The following is a 20,053-nucleotide window of genomic DNA, read 5'->3' as shown; positions in this document are numbered from 1 at the left end:
AATTTTCGTGAATAATGTTATAATTACAATTAAGAATTAGTGGGAATTGAAGATTTGGTAACTTTCTTATGAATAGGAGGCAGATATGGCTAGTACACAGCAAATAGCAAAAGAATATTACGACAAGGGCATGAGCCTTGTTCGTTCTAATAATATAGAGATGGGTATAAACAACTTAAATATGGCCAAGAGTATATATGAGGAACTGGGCGATACTGTTCAATATATTTTGGCTCTAAGAGGCCTTGCTGTTGCCTATGGAATCATGGGATATGATACCAAGATGCTCTATAAATGTCTGGATGCATTCGCACTTCTTGATAAAAATGGAATAAAGGGCGCCAAGCATTTATTCTACACAACTATATGCAATCGCTACATGATTCTCGAGGACTATGACAGTGCAATTAATTATGGAAGAATGGCTCTTCAAGATTTGGAAGACCATGGTGAGGAGTTTGATAATTCTCCTAGAAATTATTTAACTGCATGCCTCAACCTAGCATATTCATATCTTCACATGAATCGCTTTAACGATGCTGAAACATATATAAAGCGAGCTTCTGAAATTGCCAAGAAAAACGATTTACACAGTCACGATTTGAGCCTCACTGTGCTTAATGCCAGTTATCATCACAAAATCGGAGACGATAAATATGTCTATGACCATATCGAGGAATTAGTTTCATCAATCAAGGGTGCCAATATAACCATCAACGACTATCTAGAGGACATCAAGCTCATTATAGAGACATTCTGCAGCATGAAAGAATATGACAAAGCGGAAGCTGTAGCTCAGAGTCTTGAATCATACGGCACATTGGCTAGTGATTTTTATCTTAAGCTGCAAGCCACACGCTTCTATATGATGATCTATAAGGATTCTGGTGAAAATGAAAAATACCACCAGGCTTGTGTTCAATACGCAGAAAATTCTATTGCTCTATCTAGCAAGGAGGCTGCAACACACCTTCAGGAGATGGACACTGCCATCGCATTGTCTATTGCCGATACTCCAATAGAGTTACTATAATATCCTTGTTATGAAAAGAAAGCATCAAATACTAATACTTATAATTTTTATATTTTTCTTATTTATCAAGGCTCAGATGGATTTCAATCCATCTATAAGAGTCTTGCTATCTATTGTTGATTTCTCTGAGTCTACCCTTACTAGCTCTGATTATTTGGCCTACGGTATAGATTTAAAGGATTTATTCAGAAACTACACCAATTCAGATATTAACTACAGAGGCTCAGCCTATATCAAAAAAGTAAAGGGCTTCCCTTACTCTATCAGCGGCTCCATAGAGGGTCAGCGTTCTCCTGAGCAGAAAAAGTTTTCCTGCGAATCAGACCTTAATGTCCTAGTTTTAAATGTGGGTATGTTAAATGCCTATGCCAAAGATGATACTGTCTATTTAGTAGCTCCTATGTTAGGGGGATTATCATATGGATTCGATACAAATGACGACCTTTTCCCTAAGGCGCCAAATCTCAACTACGATATTACCCGTGAATGGTTCCACGAAAACAAAATGAACATCTGGAATTTCGTCAGAAGCATTGATATCAAAGAAACTGACCAGTTTTTTATAGATACCGACGGCACCAAGGCCAAAGAATATGCAATCACAATTCCTCAGGGAGAAGGTGATTTTATCTGGGAGCTTTTAGGTGTGGACGCACCTGACCACGATATTAAATGCTCTCTTTTCCTAGACAAATGGTGTCACACAAGAAAAGTCGTCTTTGACCTTTCTTATAAAACAGAGGGCGCTTATATTGCTATATACGGAAATGATTGCAATAGCATGGAAATCTATGCACCTCTTCCAGATGATGAATCATTTACATGCACTATCAAGCGTGACGGAACAAACAACTACACTAATGCATATATCAACAATATTACCTACAGCACTTCTGGTGGCAATATTTTCAGCATTGACAGCAATGGATATCTCAACTATACAGAAGAAGGATTCAAGCTGGAGCTTTCAGACATTCAGGTTAAGAAAAATAATGAGATCCTTGCAGAAGGATATGTAAAGGGACGCATTTCAAAAGACGAAAATATGGGTGATGTATTTGAAAATGCAGGAGTTGATTTTTCAAATATTGAAGTTATCGATTGGGATACAATAAAAAATGACACCGCCTCTTTTGTAGACGATGTCATTGAACAAGCTCGTAAAAACGTCGATTTATTTGATTTCTAAGCCTCTGGCTCCATGCAGCCTAATACTTTGTAGAGGAGATTGTAAAGCTGTGCACTCTCTTCTGAAGAAAGCTTAACACACTGACCCATCTTAGCAGGTATCTCTGATGCCTGCTTTTTTAATCCCTCGCCTTCTTTGGTCAAAGTAATTATCAGATTTCTCTCATCATCCTTTGAACGGACACGCTTAACATATCCCTTCTGCTCAAGCTTTTTAAGAACTGGTGTAAGTGTACCTGAGTCCAAAAACAGCTTGTCACCAAGAGCCTTAACAGTGATTTCCTTTTCTTCCCAAACAACCATCATAGTAATGTACTGTGTGTATGTAAGATCAAGGGGATCAAGATATGGCTTGTATCTTTTAACTATCTCCTTTGAGCATGCATAAAGTGGAAAGCATAGCTGATTTGAAATTCTTAAGCAATCAAATTTGTCGCCCATTCTTAGTCACCTCTGATTATATATTTTTAGACACAAATTCCTTAAGTGCATCCTTAGGAGCGAAACCTACATTCATGTCTACCTTCTGTCCATCCTTTAATACAACAAGTGCTGGAATATTCATGATTCCGTACTCTCTAGCCAAGTCTGGATTCTCATCTGTATCTATGCTGTAGAAATTAGCCTGTCCAGCCATCTCCTCAGATACTTCCTCAAGAACTGGAGCAAGCATCTTGCATGGTCCACACCATGTAGCATTGAAATCTAAAACTGAAACTCCTGACTTATCCATTGAATTAAATTCTGCTGTAGTAATCTTCTTTACCATTGTATAACTCCTTTCAAAATTAATCAAATTTTGTTGTCTATTAATCATTTTTTGTTATTTATTTTTAAGGCTATTAAGATAAGAAACTGCTGAAAGTGCTGCAACATTTCCCTCTCCAGCTGCCTTAATATACTGATATGGTGTACCTGTAATATCTCCAGCTGCAAATAATCCCGGAATATTAGTAGCCATCTGACGATCAACCTGAACGTGATTGCCATCCATAGCAAGTCCTGGTACAAGCTGAGATGGTGCAATCTGCTGTCTAAGAATAAATATTCCATCGGCCACAAATGTGCCATCCTCTGCTGTAAGCTGCATTCCATCAGCTACCTGCTCTATAGAAACTGGCTTAATATCCTTTTTAACTATGATATTGCCACCAAGCTTACCATCGTACTCGTACTGAGGAATATATGTAACGTTCTCAGCCCGCTCTGCCAAGAACTCTGCCTCTTCCTCGTCCTCCTTGCCATAAGCAAGAATGATTGCTGTACGTCCTTTATATAAAGCAGCATCGCAAGTTGCGCAATAGCTGACACCTCTTCCTAAGTTTTCCATTTCACCTGGAAATGGCTTCATAGCAGTCATACCAGCTGCGATAATAACTGAGCTCGCCTCATAATCGCCACCGTGACATTGAATAGCAAAATACTGTCCCATGGAATATACTGCGTTAACTTTATCCTCTGTAATAGTAACGCCCATTCCCTGGGCATGATCTAAAAATGCCTGTGCCATCTTATCTCCTGATACCTCAGGCAATCCTAAATAATTTTGAATTGTATGGGCCTTAGCCACCTTATCTGATGAACCCTTGCTTCCAAGCAGGAGTACGGATTTATTTCTAACTTTGGCTGTAATGGCTGCCTCTAATCCTGCAGGGCCTGTACCAATAACAGCGATATCATATCTTTCCATTTGATAACCTCCACTCTGAACAAGCAAAAGATTGTGCACAATCAAATCTTATGATTGAATTGTACACAATCTAATTGCATTTGTCAACAGTGTTTTTTATTTTTTTAAATTGTGAAAGAATCCTTGATATCTCTCAGTTCATCAGAGTTTACCTCTGTCTCTCCTACTACCTTTACTACACCATCTGATAAGTTTGCAACATCTGTTGCCTTCTCAGCTACTGTTGTAACAGCGGCTGCGGCCTCACCAACAGTTCGTGAGATTTCCTCTACAGACTGAGAAATCTCAGTTGTTGATTCCTGAAGCTCATCAATCTTATCAGAAATATTAGACATAATATCTGAGAAATTTTCTGCATCAAGCTTATAATCATCCGCCATCTTAAGGAAGTTAGTGTAATCTTGTGCAATATCATTTTCAATGTAGCTAAGTGTCCTTGTAAGACAAGCGTTCATTGAATTAACAGATGACTGAACCTCTGCAACTATTTCCATAATACCGGCTACTGTATTGCTTGACTGAGTAGCAAGTCCACCGATTTCTGTAGCAACTACAGCAAAGCCCTTTCCTGCTTCTCCAGCGCGGGCTGCCTCAATAGATGCATTAAGGGCAAGCAGATTAGTCTGGCTTGCAATATCCTGGATGGCAATCGCAAGATCATTAACCTTTGTAACCGCCTTTGATTTTTCAAGGGCTTCCTGACCTTCTGTATTAATCTCTTCGTAAATCTTCTCGGTCTTTTCCTTAGCTGCAATGGTATCGATATAAACTTCCTTTGCTTTCGCCTTTATCTTGTCTGCATCCTCAACACCTGTCTTAGCTTCCTCGGCAATTGAATCTGCATTTTCCTTAATTCTAGCTGTTCTTTCGTTAATTACGTCAGTTGTAGCTGAGGTTTCTTCCATGCTAGCAGCAAGTTCTTGTGATGTAGCTGAGTTGTCTGCATTGGCAGAATCGATTTCCATAGTAATATCCTTAAGTCTAAGGGCATGTCCCTCTAAATCCACAGAAGTGTTTGCTATTCTCTCAACTATATTTCTAAGACTGACCTCCATGTCTCCAACGGCACGAGCCATAATACCAGTCTCATCTTTTTTGTGTTCAATCTGCTCCAGTGCATCTGTAGAAGTAAAATCAAGCTTGCCTACTCTTCCTATTATTTCTGTAATAATAGCAATAGGATTAGTAATTCCACGAGCTGATACAATACCAATAATGAAAATAACTACTCCCACTATGCAAGAAAATAGCAAGCCAAGATTTCTAATCTGGTTGATTTCAGCCATCATTTCTGTATCATCCGCAACGCAGACTGTTACCCAACCTGTGGAATCAATTACCTGATATGCACTATATTTAACTACACCATTTTCATCAGTGTAATGGCTAATATCAGCGCTTACATAATTACCTGATGGTATCTGCGTAATCAACTCATTGATAGCCGCATTAGCTACCTTTGTATCAATTTTGTCTGGCTTCCTATGATATATGAAAGTTCCTTCCTCATTGATTACGTAAATGTAACTAGATTCAAATCCATTAAGACCTCTTCCCTCAAGAATCGGCTTTAAGCCCTCATAATTAACATTCTCAACGCCTACATCATCTATCTCCTGTTCAACTAGCTCTGCGCAAAGAGTAGCTAAATCCTGCATGTTATGCTCGTTAACAGTCTTTATAGTCTTCTTTGCACTAGGGATAATATATGCAAGATTAAGAATAATGAAAGCGATAATACTTCCAACAACTAGTACCAAAATCTTTACATAAATAGAATGAATCGTAAGTCTTCCTCTTTTTACTTTTTTGTCAGCCATAATCAATCTCCTTCTAAAATTCTTTTAGAAACCACTAGTAGGTTTATTTTAAACGTCATATATGTAATTTTCGTGAAAAAAAGATGTGCACAAAAAAGCTCCCGAATCTCATATATTCGAGAGCATTTAATGTTCTATTAGATATCAAAGTTTTCCAGCTCTGACATAGCTGAAAGAGCATCCATTTCTTTAATACTATTGCTGTTAGTATTTAACCTACCAGCTTCTTTTATAGGCTTTTTTAAACTGTCGGATGTAGTTTTTTCCTTAGTCTCTGCCTTTACTTGTTTACTTGTAGTAAGTTTCCTACTTTCTTTTGCCTGCTTAGCCTCTGTAGTCTTCATTTGCTTGAGACTCTCCTGATACTGGGCTGCATTGATGCCAGATTTAATTGTCATACCCCTCTCTCCAATCGTCCTGTTATAGAAAATATCATTGACACAATATTTGCATTTATTATAACACCTCGCAGGATTTCTGTCACCTGTAATTTTTTAAAGCCATTTCTCCCTCTATTTTCTGACATTTTAAATATATTTGCGCCTAACTGTCGAATAATATAAAATCAAAATTGTTATACAAAAATATAGGAGAAAAATAATGAAATCATTTTTAAAAAGAAAAAATATTGAAATTTCCGTAAAGCGTTACTTAATCGATGCTTTAGGAGCTATGGCCCAAGGTCTTTTTTGTTCCCTTCTAATCGGAACCATCATTAATACTATAGGCGGACAGCTCGGTATTGGATTTCTAATAGAGCCAGTTGCTACCGTAGCAGGTGTTGATTATACAGTGGGCGGTCTTGCTATGGCTATGAGTGGACCTGCAATGGCAATTGCTATCGGCTATGCACTTCAGGCACCTCCACTTGTGCTATTTTCATTAATAACAGTAGGTTTTGCCTCTAATGCCCTAGGTGGAGCAGGCGGTCCTCTGGCTGTTTTATTTGTCGCAATCATCTCAGCCGAAGCTGGTAAAGCCGTTTCAAAGGAAACTAAAATCGATATTCTTGTAACACCACTTGTTACAATCGGTATTGGTATTGCCCTTTCTGCATGGTGGGCGCCAGCTCTTGGTAAAGCTGCCAATTATGTAGGCGACCTTGTAATGTGGGCTACAACAAAACAGCCATTTATCATGGGAATACTGGTTTCTGTTATTGTGGGAATCGCTCTCACACTTCCAATATCATCAGCTGCTATTTGTGCCGCTCTTTCCCTTACAGGTCTTGCTGGTGGCGCAGCTGTTGCCGGATGTTGTGCACAGATGGTAGGTTTTGCTGTAATGAGTTTTAAGGAGAATAAATGGGGTGGTCTTATTTCTCAGGGCATAGGTACCTCAATGCTTCAAATGGGAAATATTATTAAAAACCCTAGAATATGGATTGCACCTATTCTTTGCTCTGCTATTACAGGCCCTCTTGCTACATGTGTATTTAAAATGGAAATGAATGGAACCCCTGTTGCCTCTGGAATGGGCACTTGTGGACTTGTAGGACAAATTGGTGTTTACACCGGTTGGGTTAATGATATAGCTGCTGGTTCTAAATCAGCTATCACTGGAATGGATTGGGCTGGACTTGTCATTATCTGCTTTATTGCTCCAGCAATACTTTGTCCTCTCTTCAATAGATTTGCAAGCAAATTAGGCTGGGTAAAACCTGGCGACATGAAGTTAGGATAGAATATATGAGAACTAAAAAAGTGCTGCCGAGGCAGCACTTTTTGTATGTTATAAAATAAGGGAGGTTTATTAATTATTTCCTACAACCGTATTTCCTGCACTGTACTCGCCGTACATTTCTTGATACTTAACAGCTGTACCTTGGGCGTCGAATACGTTGTCCGAAATAATATTTGAGGAATTGCATGCATATTGCACTTTGAAACAAGCTCCTGCGGTGTTTGTTATAATATTATTTTTGAATGCGCAACTTGTCGCACTCCCCGTGTTTGATACATCATAACCGCCGAAACTTATTCCGGCAAACGCATTGTTATTTTTCAACTCATTGTCATGCACATTGATACCTGTTACGAATGTACCAACATGCTCACTAGCCACCTCTATTCCAATATCACAGAATGATACGCTATTTCCGTATATTTCAATGTCTCTTGCACCGTCAACATAAATACCTCCGGCACATTTGTCATCATAGGTAACATTGACCTCTGGATCTGATGATATGTACTCAACTATATTGGATACTATCTCACCATTTCGCGCTCTATCAGCCTCATCATATTCCTCTGATTGCTCATAGCCAATAGCATCTATGCCAATGTTATCGCAATTATGAATATAATTGTTTGAAACTATAAAATTAGAAACATTACCGTTTATAGCAAGAGATTCACTATTTCCAAGACTTAAGTTATATAACTCACATCCATCAATAGTAATCCCATCTATAGGTTCATCTACAGGAGCCGAAACAAGAATCCCATGTGCATTATAGGCATCTGAATCGCTCTTATAAATGCAACCCATATCGTGAATCTTGCAATGAGAAATGGTTATGTTGCTTGAACCACCATCAACCTCAATTCCTATTGGCACAATTGATGTGGATGGTCCATCAAGCTTAAATTCTTTGATTTCCAGATTGCTAATTGAAACATCTGAAGCATTAACACAAATCATCGAGCTTTCGCGTGAGTTAGGGGTTATTGTTGAGCCATCTAGGATAGCTCCGTCTTCGCCGATAATCGATATTCCATCAGTTTCAATATATAGCTGCTCGATATAATTTCCTGCAGGAACGACGATAGTATCGCCAGAAACAGCCATATCAATAGCATCTGAAATTGTAGGTGCATCAGCCCCTACGACTATTTTATTTGTCGCAGCTTTCACTTTTTGGTTGCTAGGGGCACAGCCTAAAGCTAATACTGCAGTGAGAAAGAGTGAAGCAAAAATCTTACTTCTGTTGTGCATTAGCAAATTCCTTTCGTTTTGTCTCAAAATCTAGTGTAACTGATCAGTACATGTAAAATAATAACACATCTCTTTTTAATTGTGAAGTGTTTATTGCAATAAATGTAATATTTTTGAAATATATTTACAAATTAGAGTTTTCCTATAAAAACTCAGTAATGTAAATTTCCTATTATGCAAAAAAAGTCCCCTAAAACTAGTTAGCTTTAGGGGATTTATTACAAAATTATTATAAATCTTCTCCGTTGCTGGCAATAACCTGCTTGTACCAGTCAAATGACTTTTTCTTTCTACGAGCAAGTGTACCTGTTCCATCATCGTATTTCTCAACATAGATGAAACCATAGCGCTTAGCCATCTCGCCTGTTGATGCACTAACTAAATCGATGCATCCCCATGGAGTGTAACCAAGCAAGTCAACGCCATCCTTAACAGCCTCTCTCATCTCTGAGATGTGCTTTCTCAAATAGTCGATTCTATAGTCATCATTTATTGAACCATCAGCTTCGATTTCGTCTCTAGCGCCAAGTCCATTTTCAACAACCATAAGAGGAATTCTGTATCTGTCATAGATTTCATTGAGAGTATATCTAAGGCCCTGTGGGTCAATCTGCCATCCCCAATCTGAAGCCTCAAGATATGGATTTCTTCCTCCGGCAATAAGATTGCCATCTCCCTTATCAGCTTTAGGATCACTACTGATTATATTTGACATGTAGTAGCTGAATGTATAGAAGTCCACTGCACCTTCCTTAAGAATCTTGTCATCTCCTGGCTCCATCTTAATTGTGATGCCATGCTTATCCCAAATGCTCTTAGCATATGCTGGATACTCACCACGTACCTGCACATCTGAACAATACCAGTTAACCTCTCTCATATGCTCCTGATTTGCAATAATATCAGCTGGATTACATGTAGCTGGATATGAAGTAACAAAACAAATCATATTTCCTAATTTGTACTCTGGATAATTGTCATGAGCATATTTTACAGCAAGAGCAGATGCTAAAAACTGATGATGAAGAGCCTGGAATCTCTCCTGTGGCTTGTCTGGAACTTCATTAACAGGACCTGAGTATCCCTTTACTGTACCAGTTGAAAGCACAGCTCCCAGTGGCATTGTACCTGCATTGATTTCATTAAATGTAAGCCAGTACTTTACCTTGCCCTCATATCTTGCAAAGATTGCCTTGCAATAATTCATGAAATACTCAATTAGCTCTCTGCCTTCCCAACCATTGTATTTCTCAACAAGTGCATAAGGAAGCTCATAATGAGAAATTGTAACAAGTGGCTCAATTCCATGTTTCTTACAACAATCAAATACCTTGTCGTAAAATGCAAGTCCTGCTTCATTTGGCTCACTTTCCATTCCTGTAGGGAAAATTCTTGTCCAGTTGATTGATGTTCTAAATACCTTGAATCCCATCTCTGCAAAAAGGGCAATATCTTCCTCATAGTGATGATAGAAATCAATAGCCTCATGTGAAGGATATAGAGTTCCCTCCTCTATTTTTGTTGTAAGTCTCTTTGGAACTGTGTGACTGCCATTTGTACACATATCTGAAACAGATGCGCCTTTACCATCCACATTCCATGCCCCTTCAAATTGATTAGCGGCTACAGCGCCTCCCCATAAGAAATCTTCTCTAAATGTTCCCATTATGTGCCTCTCTTTCTAACTTATTTCTTTATATGCATATTATAAATGATTATTTATAACAATGTAATCAAATCATTTCCATTAACAACTGTCTTTGCATCAGTAGGAATTATATCTGCGTATGCATCTGAATTTGTAATAACAATAGGTGTCTCTACTGAGTAGCCAGCTTCCTTAATGAAATCCATATCAAACTCAAGAAGCAAATCACCCTTCTTAACTACATCGCCCTGTTTTACCTTTGGCTCAAAGCCTTTGCCCTCAAGCTGAACTGTATCCATACCAACATGGATGATAACCTGTGCACCGTTTACTGTTGTAAGTCCAATAGCATGACCTGTATTAAAGAATGCTGAGATAGTACCATCAGCTGGCGCATATACCTTGCCCTCTTCTGGAATAATAGCAACACCTTTACCCATTGCCTCTGATGAAAATACCTTATCAGCAATTTCTGTTAAAGGCTTTACCTCTCCCTTAACTGGAGCTACAAGAACTTCACCGTTTGTTGTAGCTGAAGCCTCAAGCGACTTAGAAGAATCCTTTGATTCATTCTTGTAGAATAAAAGCTCTAAAATACATCCAACTACTAAGCAAAGAAGTGAAATTACAATTGCAATAATCATACCTGATGTATCTTTAGTCTGTGAATTTACATATGCAGGATATGCGAAAATACCCATACCTGCTGACTGATAAGCCTTTACGCCTAATGTGCAAAGAGCTGCGCCTGCGATACCTGAGATAACGCATGTTCTAAAGAATGGAGCCTTCTTTGGAAGTGTAAGACCATAAATAGCAGGCTCAGTAACACCAGCCATACCTGAAACGATTGCAGCTGGAGCAAGTCCCTTAAGCTTCTTATCTCTAGTCTTAAGGTAAATACCGATACAAGCACCTGTCTGTGCAAATGTTGTACCAAGCATAGCTACAAGGATAACATCCTGACCTGTAGTAGCCATGTTTGAAAGTGAGATTGGTACAAGTGACCAATGAAGTCCAAAAATAACAAGTATCTGCCAGAAGAATCCTACGATTGCTCCCATGATAATTGGGCTAATTTCATTAAGTGTGTTGAAGAAAAGTCCAAGAACATTTGCAATACCACTTGCAACTGGTCCAATGATGAAAAGTGTTAAGCAGTATGTAATAGTTACTGTCAAAAGTGGAACAGCGAAAAGCTTTATTGTATCTGGAACAATTTTCTTTACTACTTTGTTCTCAAACCATCCAGCAAAAGCTACTGCTGCAATGATTGGAATAACTGATGATGTATAGTTACCTGATGGTGGCATTGTTACAGGAATACCGAATAAATGAGATATTTCATGTGCACCATCTGTAAGGTAAGGATATACAAGTGCAAGACCAAGTACTAATCCCTCAAGCTCTGGAAGCTTAAACTTCTTAGCAGCTGTAACTCCAAGGATTGGTGGAAGGAAATAGAATGCTGCATCGCCTAATGCGTAGAGCAAATTATAAGTACTGCTATCTCCTGCTAAAACACCCACTGCAGAAAGAAGTGCAAGAACACCCTTTAAGATACCACATGCAGAAAGAACGCCAAGGAAAGGTGTAAACACACTTGTTACAATGCTAATGAAAGCATTAAAGGGATTTTGCTTTTCCTTTGGTCCATCATCTGATTCACCAGCTGCAAGAGCTGATTTATTCTCAAGATGACCTACGCTTATTACTGCATCAAATACCTGAGGTACGTGATTTCCAATAACTACCATATACTGTCCGCCAGACTGGATTACTGTAACGATTCCGTCTGTGTCCTTAAGGATATCTGTATTTGCCTTGCTCTCGTCCTTAAGTTTAAATCTAAGTCTTGTAATACAATGTGTAATGCTTGTGATGTTGTCTTTTCCGCCTACATTTTGAATGATAATGCGAGCTAGTCCATCATATTTGCTTGCCATTTTTTAACCCTCTCTTTTAAATAACAATTTTTATCTTTTCCAGATCCTGCGCACTGATCTGTAAAATTCAAATAAAAAACCTGCACAAAGACATAGAACTACTCTATATATTCGTACAGGTTTAGCCGGCTCTCACGCCGTAACTATCCATTATTTATTTTCTATCTGTAATTCGAGAAATATGCACTACCAAATAAAGCATTTCCTCGTCGGTAATTTCTTCTGGAAATTTGGATTCCATATAGCTTTTAATGCGTATTGCACATTTGTAAGCCTCAGGAAACTTTTTAATCATCATGTTAAACATGTCTACATTATCAGCTGGATAATACTCTCTCTTCTCAGCACGCTGTAAGAAGTATTTCAAATGAGTGATGAATCTCTCGTATGATAACGTATTCTCATCAAGTGTAGTATTGAATGTGTATTTTACAATACTAACTATGTCGCTAATCACCTCTGATGTCTCAAGAGTGTGATGCATGTTGCCATCAAGCTCCGCATTTACGATATGAAGGGCAAAGAACCCTGCCTCATCATCAGGAAGTGTAACACCAAGCTTTTCCTTTATCATATCAAGAGCATGGCATCCAATGCTGTACTCTGTCTTGTAGAAATTCTTAATTTCCCAAAGGAGCTTGTTTCTTAAAACAGTACCCGTCTTTGCACGTTCTATTGCATATCCTAAATGGTCAGTAAGAGTGATATAAATATTATTGCAAAGACGCTTATTAAGCATGTCACCAGCGTATTTGATGATTTCATCTGCCACCTGAATCTGTTCATAAGGCATCTCTGAAACAAGCTGCTTGAACTGTTCGTTAGGCTTTTCCATGACAAAAGTCTTTTCTATTTTACCTTCATCTATCTCATCACCTATTTTCTTCTGAAAACATAGGCCGCATCCTGTATAAACTATCTCGTTCCCCTTGTCATCTAAGGCCAAGGCTGCATTATTATTTAAAATCTTTTTAATCTTCATTCTAGTGATTCTCTTTAAAAATTTCCCTTAAAATAAAAAATGACCAAATCATCCCCTTACATAATATCATAGTCCTAGACTATGTGTAATGGACGATTCAGTCTTGCCTGCCTTGCAGTAACAATCCGAACTTGTTTGTTTATGAGAATACTTTACCATAAACTTTACACTTGTAAAGATGCAAATTCCATTTTTTACGTTTTAGCAAATTCTTATAAACTCCTTTTGTATGGTTTTCACAAATTATTCACAAACTTAAAGGTTTGAATAAAGCGGGCAAGCAATTGCCTACCCGCTTAAATAAATCTAATTAGTTGCTTTTCTTATTAAGTGCTCTGTAAATGATAGTGAAAATTACTCCCACTACTGAGAATACACATGCAATGAGGAATGCTCTCTGGTAAACACCATATTTTGCTACAGTGTTTTTCATAATCATTGGTCCGAAGTAACCTGCTAATGCAAAACCAATAAACATGATTCCGTAATTTACCGAATTGTTCTTTGGTCCAAACTGATCAGCTGTAAATCCAGGATAAACACCCATAAATGAACCAAAGCTAACACCTACTACAGAAAGGCCTATGTAGAACTGAGCAACAGAACCTGCACCTGTAAAGTAAAGGCAAAGAAGTCCAGCACCACCTAAAACACAGGCAAGTGTAAGTGTATTGATACGACCAATCTTGTCAGAAAGAGTACCTGCAACTATACGACCGAAAGCATTGAAAAGTGCTAATACAGATACTGCTGCTGCGGCAGCTGCTGGTGTCATACCAACCATGTTCTGAGCGATAGGTGAAGCCATTGGAATAACCATCATACCTGTGAATGCACCGCATGTAAGAAGAAGGAGCATTGTATAGAATACTGGAGTCTTAATCATGCCCTTCCAGTCTAAATTCTTTGGCGCAGCCCCTGCCTTCGCAACTGCTGGCTCCCATCCTTCTGGCTTGTAGCCTTCAGGACACTGCTCAAGGAATAGGCAAGATACAGCAATAAGAATAAGGAATGCAATACCTACTGCCTTAAATGCAAATGTTGCATCTGTGCTTGCTACAACCTTTGTTACGATTGGAGGAAGAATAACTGAGCCCAATCCATAAACAGCCGTTGTAATACCACCAATAAGTCCACGCTTATCTGGGAAGAACTTAACACATGTTGAAATAGTGCTACCGTATGCCATACCCAGTCCAAGACCACCAATGAGACCGTATGTCACTACTAAGAAATTAATGCTTGTAGCAAAACCTGAAAGGAACATACCAAGTCCCCACATGATACCACCTACAAGAATAACTTTCTTTGGTCCAATCTTGTCATTGAACCAACCACCAGAAATCATTGTGATAGGTCCAACTGAGTTCGCTATAGTATATACAATACCTAAATCAAGGGCTGTAACATTCATACCAAGTGAATTGTTGAAGTAGTCAGCCATAGCTGAAGAAAAAATACTCCATGCATAAATAGAACCTAGGCATAGATTAATAAAACATCCTGCCAGTAAAATAATCCATCTTTTTTTGTCTAAATTCATTATTATTCTCCTTAATACGCAGTTTAACTAATAGATATTTTAGTTAAAGCAATCAATTTATCATTTTCGATTATTGCACCACACTTGTTATATTTTGCATATTTTAACAGTATATGCAACGTCTCTCAATGTCCCGGGTTGATCAATTGCTCTTATTGATAATATTTTAACATTACCCAAATTATCTATACATCAACAAAAAAGCAGTGGGCATAAACCTTTAGTTTATGCCCACTGTGATTAAGCTGAGTATTCTCTAATTGGCCCCCAACAAATGATTTATGAACTGCTGAGCTGTACGACCGGATATTCCGCCGTGGCTAAGCTCCCACTGCTTTGCCTCAGCTATAAGCTGCTCCTCATCCATAGTGATGCCTGCTCGCTTGGCAAGCTCTGTAACGATTACCACGTATTCCTTTGGCATAGGCTTTGAGTAGCATATTGTAACACCAAAACGATTAACAAGAGAAAGCTTCTCCTCCACTGTATCTGAATGATGTCTGTCATTTGTATTATCCTGATCGTTTCTATCATTCCATGTTTCCTTAATAAGATGTCTACGATTAGATGTGGCATATATGAGAATATTATCAGGGCGAGTCTCCACGCCACCTTCGATGACAGCCTTAAGGAACTTGTACTCTATCTCATGCTCCTCAAATGATAAGTCATCCATATAGATAATAAACTTATAATTTCTATTTTTGATAGTAGCTATTATCTTTGACAAATACTTAAACTGATGCTTGTAAATCTCAATCATTCTAAGACCGTCATTATAGTACTGATTAACGATAGCCTTAATGCTTGTAGACTTGCCTGTTCCGCTATCTCCAAAGAGAAGTACGTTGTTGGCCTTCTTGCCAGCCACAAAGCTCTCAGTATTTTCTACAAGCTGCTGCTTCTGATACTCATATCCAATCAAATCATCTAGAACTACCTCATCCATGTTATTGATTGGAACAAACTTTATATCGTTATTTCCAACTTCCTCTAGTCTAAATGCCTTGTTTAGACCGAACATGCCTACGCCGTAAGACTTATAAAAATCCGTAATTACGTTAAAGAATTCCTTCTCATCAGCTGCTGCCTCTAGTGCCTTTGAGAGGGTTCTTACCTTTTCGCTTACATTGCGGTTGTACATCTGCTCGTTCTTGTGAACAGCACTGTAGTTGTTAAACACAGAAAATGAGCCGATACCAAGCTCCTTTTCTAGTGGGCTGAAATCATAATCAAACAGCTCTTTTAAAAGTTTAAAATCATTTTCCACAAGATAATTTACAGAGCCTGGCTTTACATCTGTCTTTTCTGTCACAAGAGAAAATGGATTCTCATTTGTAATAATGTAAAATGCAATATAATTGTGCCAGAGATTGTCATCAAAGCCATAGTCTGTAGCAAGCATCAAAAGTCGCTTTGACACAGCATTAATATCCTTTGTCACTTCACGTTTGTTATAGTCGCCTGATTCTACTTTATCTATTACATTCCCCATTTGATAGAGAATGCTCTCCTCGCTCAAATCCCCAAACATAAGAAGTCTTGATATCTTATCGTACATTATTATTGCCTCGCTTTCTTAAGTACCTTAACTACTGTAATTGACTCTTCAAGTAATTCTTTTGCCTTATCAAAATTTTTATTATCGATAATTGCTGCAAAATCAATAAATTCCTGAGTCATTCTATGTCTCATCTCAGGTTTTGTAAACTCCTCCTCATGGATTTGCCTTTTAATGGAGCCTGCTGCATCAAGTGTTTTATCATCTGTAGATTTCATGGTAACTAAAGTCAGGCTATCACTTGAATTAGGTTTGCCATTTACTGTCATATATCCATCCTCGCCCTGTATGGTTACAAAGCTTGGGCTGTCTGAGTCCTTAGCTCCTGTGCACATGGCGCTAAATCCATCATAGGACAAAATAAGCATGCCAGAAGTGTCCACTCCATTAAATCCCTTATTAGGAAAATACTCCACGAAATTTGGCATTCCAAAGAGGGCTACCGCATAATGAATATTATATACATTAATATCTCCTAGAGCTCCTCCACCAAGTTCAGGATCAAAGGCAGGAGCCACCACGCCCTTTTTATAGTCATCATAACGACTAGAATACTGGGAATAGTTTGCCATAAACATCTTTTTAGGACCTATCTCATCAAGTACCGCTTTTGCCCTATCAAACACAGGATTGTGAAGTACTGTTATTGCCTCTAATAAAAAGAGTCCCTTATCCTCAGCAATTTTCTTAAGCTCAAGGGCCTGCTCTAAAGTCTCAGTAAATGGCTTTTCCAAAATAACATTTTTCCCTGCCAGAAGAGCCTCTTTTGAATACTGAAAATGGGCACTATTTACAAGTCCTATATATACTGTGTCACAATCAGATTTCTCCAAAAGCTCATTGTAGTCTATATAGACTTCCTTAATGCCGTACTTCTTAGCCAACTCATCAGCTTTTTCCTTGCTGTGTGCTCTAGCATATATTGCCACCTTTTCAATTTCAGATAGTTCCTCTATGGCAAAGAGGGCTTGGTGAACTATTTTACCTGTTCCTATTATTGCTAATTTCATTAAAGAAATCCCCCTGTAAAAATCTTTATAATATAAGATACTTCTACAGGGGGATATTTTTCAACTAATATTTGATATTAAATTAATATTTTAACTAACCTAATGCCACATCAAGGGCCATCATAAGAGTAAATCCCATTGCAAACATAATAACGCCTATATTAGAATGCTCACCTGATGACATTTCTGGAATCAATTCCTCTACTACTACATACATCATAGCTCCAGCTGCAAAGCTGAGAAGATATGGCATAGCAGGAACTACAAGCCCTGCTGCTATGATAGTGAGAAATGCGCCTACCGGCTCAACGGCTCCAGATAAAGTACCGTACAAAAATGCTCTAGTCTTACTAACGCCCTCGCTATGAAGAGGCATAGAAATAATAGCTCCCTCAGGGAAATTCTGAATGGCGATACCTAAAGCAAGAGCCAGAGCTCCGCCTACAGTTACAATGCCACTACCAGTGATAACACCTGCATAAACAACACCAACAGCCATACCCTCTGGTATGTTGTGAAGTGTCACCGCAAGTACCATCATGGTGGTGCGCTTTAACTTGCTTTTAGGGCCCTCAGCCTTTTCTGCATGCATATGCAAATGCGGGATAACACAGTCAAGCAATAACAGGAATAGAATACCAAGCCAAAATCCAACCACAGCAGGGATAAAGGCTAATCTGCCCATATTCTCCTCAGACTGTGTCATAGCAGGTATAAGCAAGCTCCATATAGATGCCGCCACCATAACTCCACTGGCGAATCCAGTAAGAGCTCGCTGCACCTTATCCTTTAATTCGTTCTTCATAAATACTACGCAGGCCGAACCTGCTGTAGTACCCGCAAATGGAATCAAAAGTCCCAATAATACCTGCACTATCATGTTTTACCTCACCTATGCTGCCATGTATTCGTAGTAATCCTCTTCTGTGGCAAACAATTCATAATTACCATCTACAAGTCCCATATATCCAGCCGAAACAACATATCCTTTCATAAGTAATACCTCCATAAATCACTTACACATCATTAACTGTGTAAATAATAACCCACAGAGGTGTACCTATTTAGTCCCACAAAATGAACCTAGGGGACGGGGTTAGTGGTCCATTACTGAATCAGAATACTATATATATGTTAAATATCAATGAACTGTCGCCTATTCATTATCCTCCTTTTTATCCAGCTTGTACATTAGCCTTATAGAAATAATTTCTCAACTGTCCCCATTACTCGTCCTATGTTTTTAATATCAAGGGCCACATCTCCTGTTTCAAGGGAATGATTAGCCCCTGGAACAACAGCATAGGTAAGGGATAATTCTTCGCACAGCTGAACGCACATATCTGTATCGCAGAACGGATCAGCGCTGCCATGAAATACCAATCCCTCACAATTTGATACATAATTAAATGTCTCTGGAATCGGTGTGTAGATAATCATATCCACGTCCAACTCATAGGTCATGTTGTATCTTGCCATTACAGCCGTACCAATGCTCTTGCCTACAAATACAACCCTATCGTATGATTTAAAATCTATATTCTTAAGCTGCTCATCAACCTGCTTAAAAGCTTCCTCATATGCCTCCTGTATTTTCTCCTGATTCTTCTTCAAGTCTTTAGGAAGCTCACCAAATTCATAGCTGACCTCTACTATTTCATAGTCCGCATTTTTCGCAATCTTTTTTGTGTAGTACATAAGTGGCTTATCGTTGTGATAGCCAATTCCCGGAAATAAAACTACAATATTTTTACTCATACATTTTCCTTTCTAAATGAACCAGGGGGACGGAGTTAGTGGACCATTTTGAAAATGGTCCACTAACCCCGTCCCCCTGGTCCATTATTAAAACATAATACCTTTAGAATTGTAATTTGAAGATCTCAATGCTCTTACCTTGCCTAAGATATCATTGATTGGATCTACGCTTGCTGTAACTGACTTAATATATCCAGAATTATCTCCAAATACAGTCTTAAGCTTATTACCTGGAGCTCCAGATAATTTTTCCTGATTGATAGTAAGCTTACCATCATCATCTGAAGTGATTCCAATCCCTTCTAGAGCATCTTTATTTGCAGTAAAGGAAGTTTTAAATTCCTTGGCAAATTCCTGATTCAATGCCCCACCGCAGTTATTTAAGCTTGTAATTTCGTTGTTGTATGCTGTAACAAAATTTGTAATGCTCTTAAGTAAAGGAGACTTATCGTATTCCTTACCCTCTTGAACCTTATACAACTCCTCTTTTGTTACATCTTCAATTGCATCAAGCAAACTGTCAGAGGCCTTTGCTACGTTAGAATACTTATCCTTAGAGGAATCGGTGTAGATTCCCATGGACTCCATCTTCTTTTTATATGCTGTTTCGTTATCCGCAATAATCTGATTGATTAACTTGTTACCTGTCTTCTTTTTATTTAGCATGCTAAGAAGACTCTGATTTCCCTCGTAATATTCATAGGAATTATGAATTGTACTCATTAAATTATCCTCCTTTAGAAATACAACTTCATTCCGTTGAAATATTCGCTGTCCTAGCTTTACAATTGTTCTCTCTTAAATTTGTATCGACAATTAATAGACAAAATTAATGTCGCGTCCAAATTTTCAATCATTATAACATATAACTTCCTGTAGCACAAAAACTCCAGGGAGAACCCTTTCTCTCTGGAGTTAAAATAAATCATATTTT

At 38.3% G+C, this 20,053-nt stretch carries 18 protein-coding genes; 3 read left to right on the top strand and 15 right to left on the bottom strand.

Annotated features, from left to right (window positions below):
• The first annotated feature begins 85 nt into the window (after positions 1-85).
• Together BLP50_RS01960 and BLP50_RS01955 are read left to right on the top strand one after the other, a co-directional pair.
• Positions 86-1,033 carry a hypothetical protein gene (locus tag BLP50_RS01960; protein ID WP_090150164.1) on the top strand — a complete coding sequence of 316 codons (948 nt, stop codon included), beginning with the start codon at positions 86-88 and terminating at the stop codon, positions 1,031-1,033.
• Positions 1,034-1,043: 10 nt separating this feature from the next.
• Positions 1,044-2,222, top strand: a complete 1,179-nt coding sequence (locus BLP50_RS01955; RefSeq protein ID WP_090150161.1) for a hypothetical protein — start codon at positions 1,044-1,046, stop codon at positions 2,220-2,222.
• On the opposite strand, the gene BLP50_RS01950 is transcribed toward BLP50_RS01955, so the two are convergent.
• The 5 genes from BLP50_RS01950 to BLP50_RS01930 form a co-directional block, all read right to left on the bottom strand.
• Positions 2,219-2,662: a MarR family winged helix-turn-helix transcriptional regulator gene (locus BLP50_RS01950; protein WP_090150157.1), complete on the bottom strand. Its 444-nt coding sequence runs from the start codon at positions 2,660-2,662 to the stop codon at positions 2,219-2,221. The genes BLP50_RS01955 and BLP50_RS01950 overlap by 4 nt on opposite strands.
• A gap of 16 nt (positions 2,663-2,678) precedes the next feature.
• Positions 2,679-3,038 (bottom strand): thioredoxin, encoded by a 360-nt coding sequence (trxA, locus tag BLP50_RS01945; RefSeq protein ID WP_330386039.1) that lies wholly within the window; start codon positions 3,036-3,038, stop codon positions 2,679-2,681.
• Positions 3,039-3,044: 6 nt separating this feature from the next.
• On the bottom strand, positions 3,045-3,911 hold the full coding sequence (locus BLP50_RS01940) for an NAD(P)/FAD-dependent oxidoreductase (protein WP_090150151.1): 867 nt from the start codon (positions 3,909-3,911) through the stop codon (positions 3,045-3,047).
• Between the two features lie 104 nt (positions 3,912-4,015).
• Complete coding sequence (locus tag BLP50_RS01935) at positions 4,016-5,731, bottom strand: methyl-accepting chemotaxis protein (RefSeq protein ID WP_090150149.1); 1,716 nt, start codon at positions 5,729-5,731, stop codon at positions 4,016-4,018.
• A 137-nt stretch (positions 5,732-5,868) separates the two neighbouring features.
• A complete protein-coding gene (locus BLP50_RS01930) occupies positions 5,869-6,129 on the bottom strand; it encodes a hypothetical protein (RefSeq protein WP_090150146.1) in 261 nt (86 codons plus the stop codon).
• Between the two features lie 202 nt (positions 6,130-6,331).
• On the opposite strand from BLP50_RS01930, the gene BLP50_RS01925 reads away from it, so the two are divergent.
• Positions 6,332-7,414, top strand: coding sequence for a PTS sugar transporter subunit IIC (locus BLP50_RS01925; RefSeq protein ID WP_090150143.1), 1,083 nt, complete (start codon positions 6,332-6,334; stop codon positions 7,412-7,414).
• Positions 7,415-7,483: 69 nt separating this feature from the next.
• Here BLP50_RS01925 and BLP50_RS01920 read toward each other — a convergent pair whose 3' ends face one another.
• From BLP50_RS01920 to BLP50_RS01875, 10 genes are all read right to left on the bottom strand, one after another.
• A complete protein-coding gene (locus BLP50_RS01920; protein WP_090150141.1) occupies positions 7,484-8,671 on the bottom strand; it encodes a right-handed parallel beta-helix repeat-containing protein in 1,188 nt (395 codons plus the stop codon).
• Positions 8,672-8,900: 229 nt separating this feature from the next.
• Positions 8,901-10,337, bottom strand: coding sequence for a glycoside hydrolase family 1 protein (locus BLP50_RS01915; protein ID WP_090150138.1), 1,437 nt, complete (start codon positions 10,335-10,337; stop codon positions 8,901-8,903).
• 53 nt (positions 10,338-10,390) lie between these two features.
• Positions 10,391-12,265 (bottom strand): beta-glucoside-specific PTS transporter subunit IIABC, encoded by a 1,875-nt coding sequence (locus BLP50_RS01910; RefSeq protein WP_090150135.1) that lies wholly within the window; start codon positions 12,263-12,265, stop codon positions 10,391-10,393.
• Positions 12,266-12,419: 154 nt separating this feature from the next.
• Positions 12,420-13,247: a BglG family transcription antiterminator LicT gene (gene licT / locus BLP50_RS01905; protein ID WP_090150132.1), complete on the bottom strand. Its 828-nt coding sequence runs from the start codon at positions 13,245-13,247 to the stop codon at positions 12,420-12,422.
• 310 nt (positions 13,248-13,557) lie between these two features.
• Complete coding sequence (locus BLP50_RS01900) at positions 13,558-14,790, bottom strand: L-lactate MFS transporter (protein WP_090150129.1); 1,233 nt, start codon at positions 14,788-14,790, stop codon at positions 13,558-13,560.
• Between the two features lie 256 nt (positions 14,791-15,046).
• Positions 15,047-16,351, bottom strand: a complete 1,305-nt coding sequence (locus BLP50_RS01895) for an ATP-binding protein (RefSeq protein WP_090150126.1) — start codon at positions 16,349-16,351, stop codon at positions 15,047-15,049.
• Positions 16,352-16,353: 2 nt separating this feature from the next.
• The gene (locus tag BLP50_RS01890) at positions 16,354-17,361 is read right to left on the bottom strand and encodes a Gfo/Idh/MocA family protein (protein ID WP_090150123.1); all 1,008 of its coding nucleotides are present in this window, start codon (positions 17,359-17,361) and stop codon (positions 16,354-16,356) included.
• 94 nt (positions 17,362-17,455) lie between these two features.
• Positions 17,456-18,241, bottom strand: coding sequence for a ZIP family metal transporter (locus BLP50_RS01885; RefSeq protein ID WP_090150118.1), 786 nt, complete (start codon positions 18,239-18,241; stop codon positions 17,456-17,458).
• 317 nt (positions 18,242-18,558) lie between these two features.
• A complete protein-coding gene (locus BLP50_RS01880) occupies positions 18,559-19,119 on the bottom strand; it encodes an alpha/beta fold hydrolase (RefSeq protein ID WP_090150115.1) in 561 nt (186 codons plus the stop codon).
• A gap of 87 nt (positions 19,120-19,206) precedes the next feature.
• Positions 19,207-19,842 carry a hypothetical protein gene (locus tag BLP50_RS01875; protein ID WP_090150113.1) on the bottom strand — a complete coding sequence of 212 codons (636 nt, stop codon included), beginning with the start codon at positions 19,840-19,842 and terminating at the stop codon, positions 19,207-19,209.
• Positions 19,843-20,053 lie beyond the last annotated feature (211 nt).

The sequence above is a fragment of the Pseudobutyrivibrio sp. AR14 genome (genome assembly GCF_900101325.1).
GTDB lineage: Bacteria > Bacillota > Clostridia > Lachnospirales > Lachnospiraceae > Pseudobutyrivibrio.
This window is presented reverse-complemented; position numbering and strand designations above follow the sequence as displayed.

Excerpts from the sequence above, each read along its gene's own strand:
- BLP50_RS01960 (WP_090150164.1), top strand. The coding sequence starts at position 86 with ATGGCTAGTACACAGCAAATAGCAAAAGAATATTACGACAAGGGCATG.
- BLP50_RS01955 (WP_090150161.1), top strand. The coding sequence starts at position 1,044 with ATGAAAAGAAAGCATCAAATACTAATACTTATAATTTTTATATTTTTC.
- BLP50_RS01950 (WP_090150157.1), bottom strand. The coding sequence starts at position 2,662 with ATGGGCGACAAATTTGATTGCTTAAGAATTTCAAATCAGCTATGCTTT.
- trxA (WP_330386039.1), bottom strand. The coding sequence starts at position 3,038 with ATGATTAATAGACAACAAAATTTGATTAATTTTGAAAGGAGTTATACA.
- BLP50_RS01940 (WP_090150151.1), bottom strand. The coding sequence starts at position 3,911 with ATGGAAAGATATGATATCGCTGTTATTGGTACAGGCCCTGCAGGATTA.
- BLP50_RS01935 (WP_090150149.1), bottom strand. The coding sequence starts at position 5,731 with ATGGCTGACAAAAAAGTAAAAAGAGGAAGACTTACGATTCATTCTATT.
- BLP50_RS01930 (WP_090150146.1), bottom strand. The coding sequence starts at position 6,129 with ATGACAATTAAATCTGGCATCAATGCAGCCCAGTATCAGGAGAGTCTC.
- BLP50_RS01925 (WP_090150143.1), top strand. The coding sequence starts at position 6,332 with ATGAAATCATTTTTAAAAAGAAAAAATATTGAAATTTCCGTAAAGCGT.
- BLP50_RS01920 (WP_090150141.1), bottom strand. The coding sequence starts at position 8,671 with ATGCACAACAGAAGTAAGATTTTTGCTTCACTCTTTCTCACTGCAGTA.
- BLP50_RS01915 (WP_090150138.1), bottom strand. The coding sequence starts at position 10,337 with ATGGGAACATTTAGAGAAGATTTCTTATGGGGAGGCGCTGTAGCCGCT.
- BLP50_RS01910 (WP_090150135.1), bottom strand. The coding sequence starts at position 12,265 with ATGGCAAGCAAATATGATGGACTAGCTCGCATTATCATTCAAAATGTA.
- licT (WP_090150132.1), bottom strand. The coding sequence starts at position 13,247 with ATGAAGATTAAAAAGATTTTAAATAATAATGCAGCCTTGGCCTTAGAT.
- BLP50_RS01900 (WP_090150129.1), bottom strand. The coding sequence starts at position 14,790 with ATGAATTTAGACAAAAAAAGATGGATTATTTTACTGGCAGGATGTTTT.
- BLP50_RS01895 (WP_090150126.1), bottom strand. The coding sequence starts at position 16,351 with ATGTACGATAAGATATCAAGACTTCTTATGTTTGGGGATTTGAGCGAG.
- BLP50_RS01890 (WP_090150123.1), bottom strand. The coding sequence starts at position 17,361 with ATGAAATTAGCAATAATAGGAACAGGTAAAATAGTTCACCAAGCCCTC.
- BLP50_RS01885 (WP_090150118.1), bottom strand. The coding sequence starts at position 18,241 with ATGATAGTGCAGGTATTATTGGGACTTTTGATTCCATTTGCGGGTACT.
- BLP50_RS01880 (WP_090150115.1), bottom strand. The coding sequence starts at position 19,119 with ATGAGTAAAAATATTGTAGTTTTATTTCCGGGAATTGGCTATCACAAC.
- BLP50_RS01875 (WP_090150113.1), bottom strand. The coding sequence starts at position 19,842 with ATGAGTACAATTCATAATTCCTATGAATATTACGAGGGAAATCAGAGT.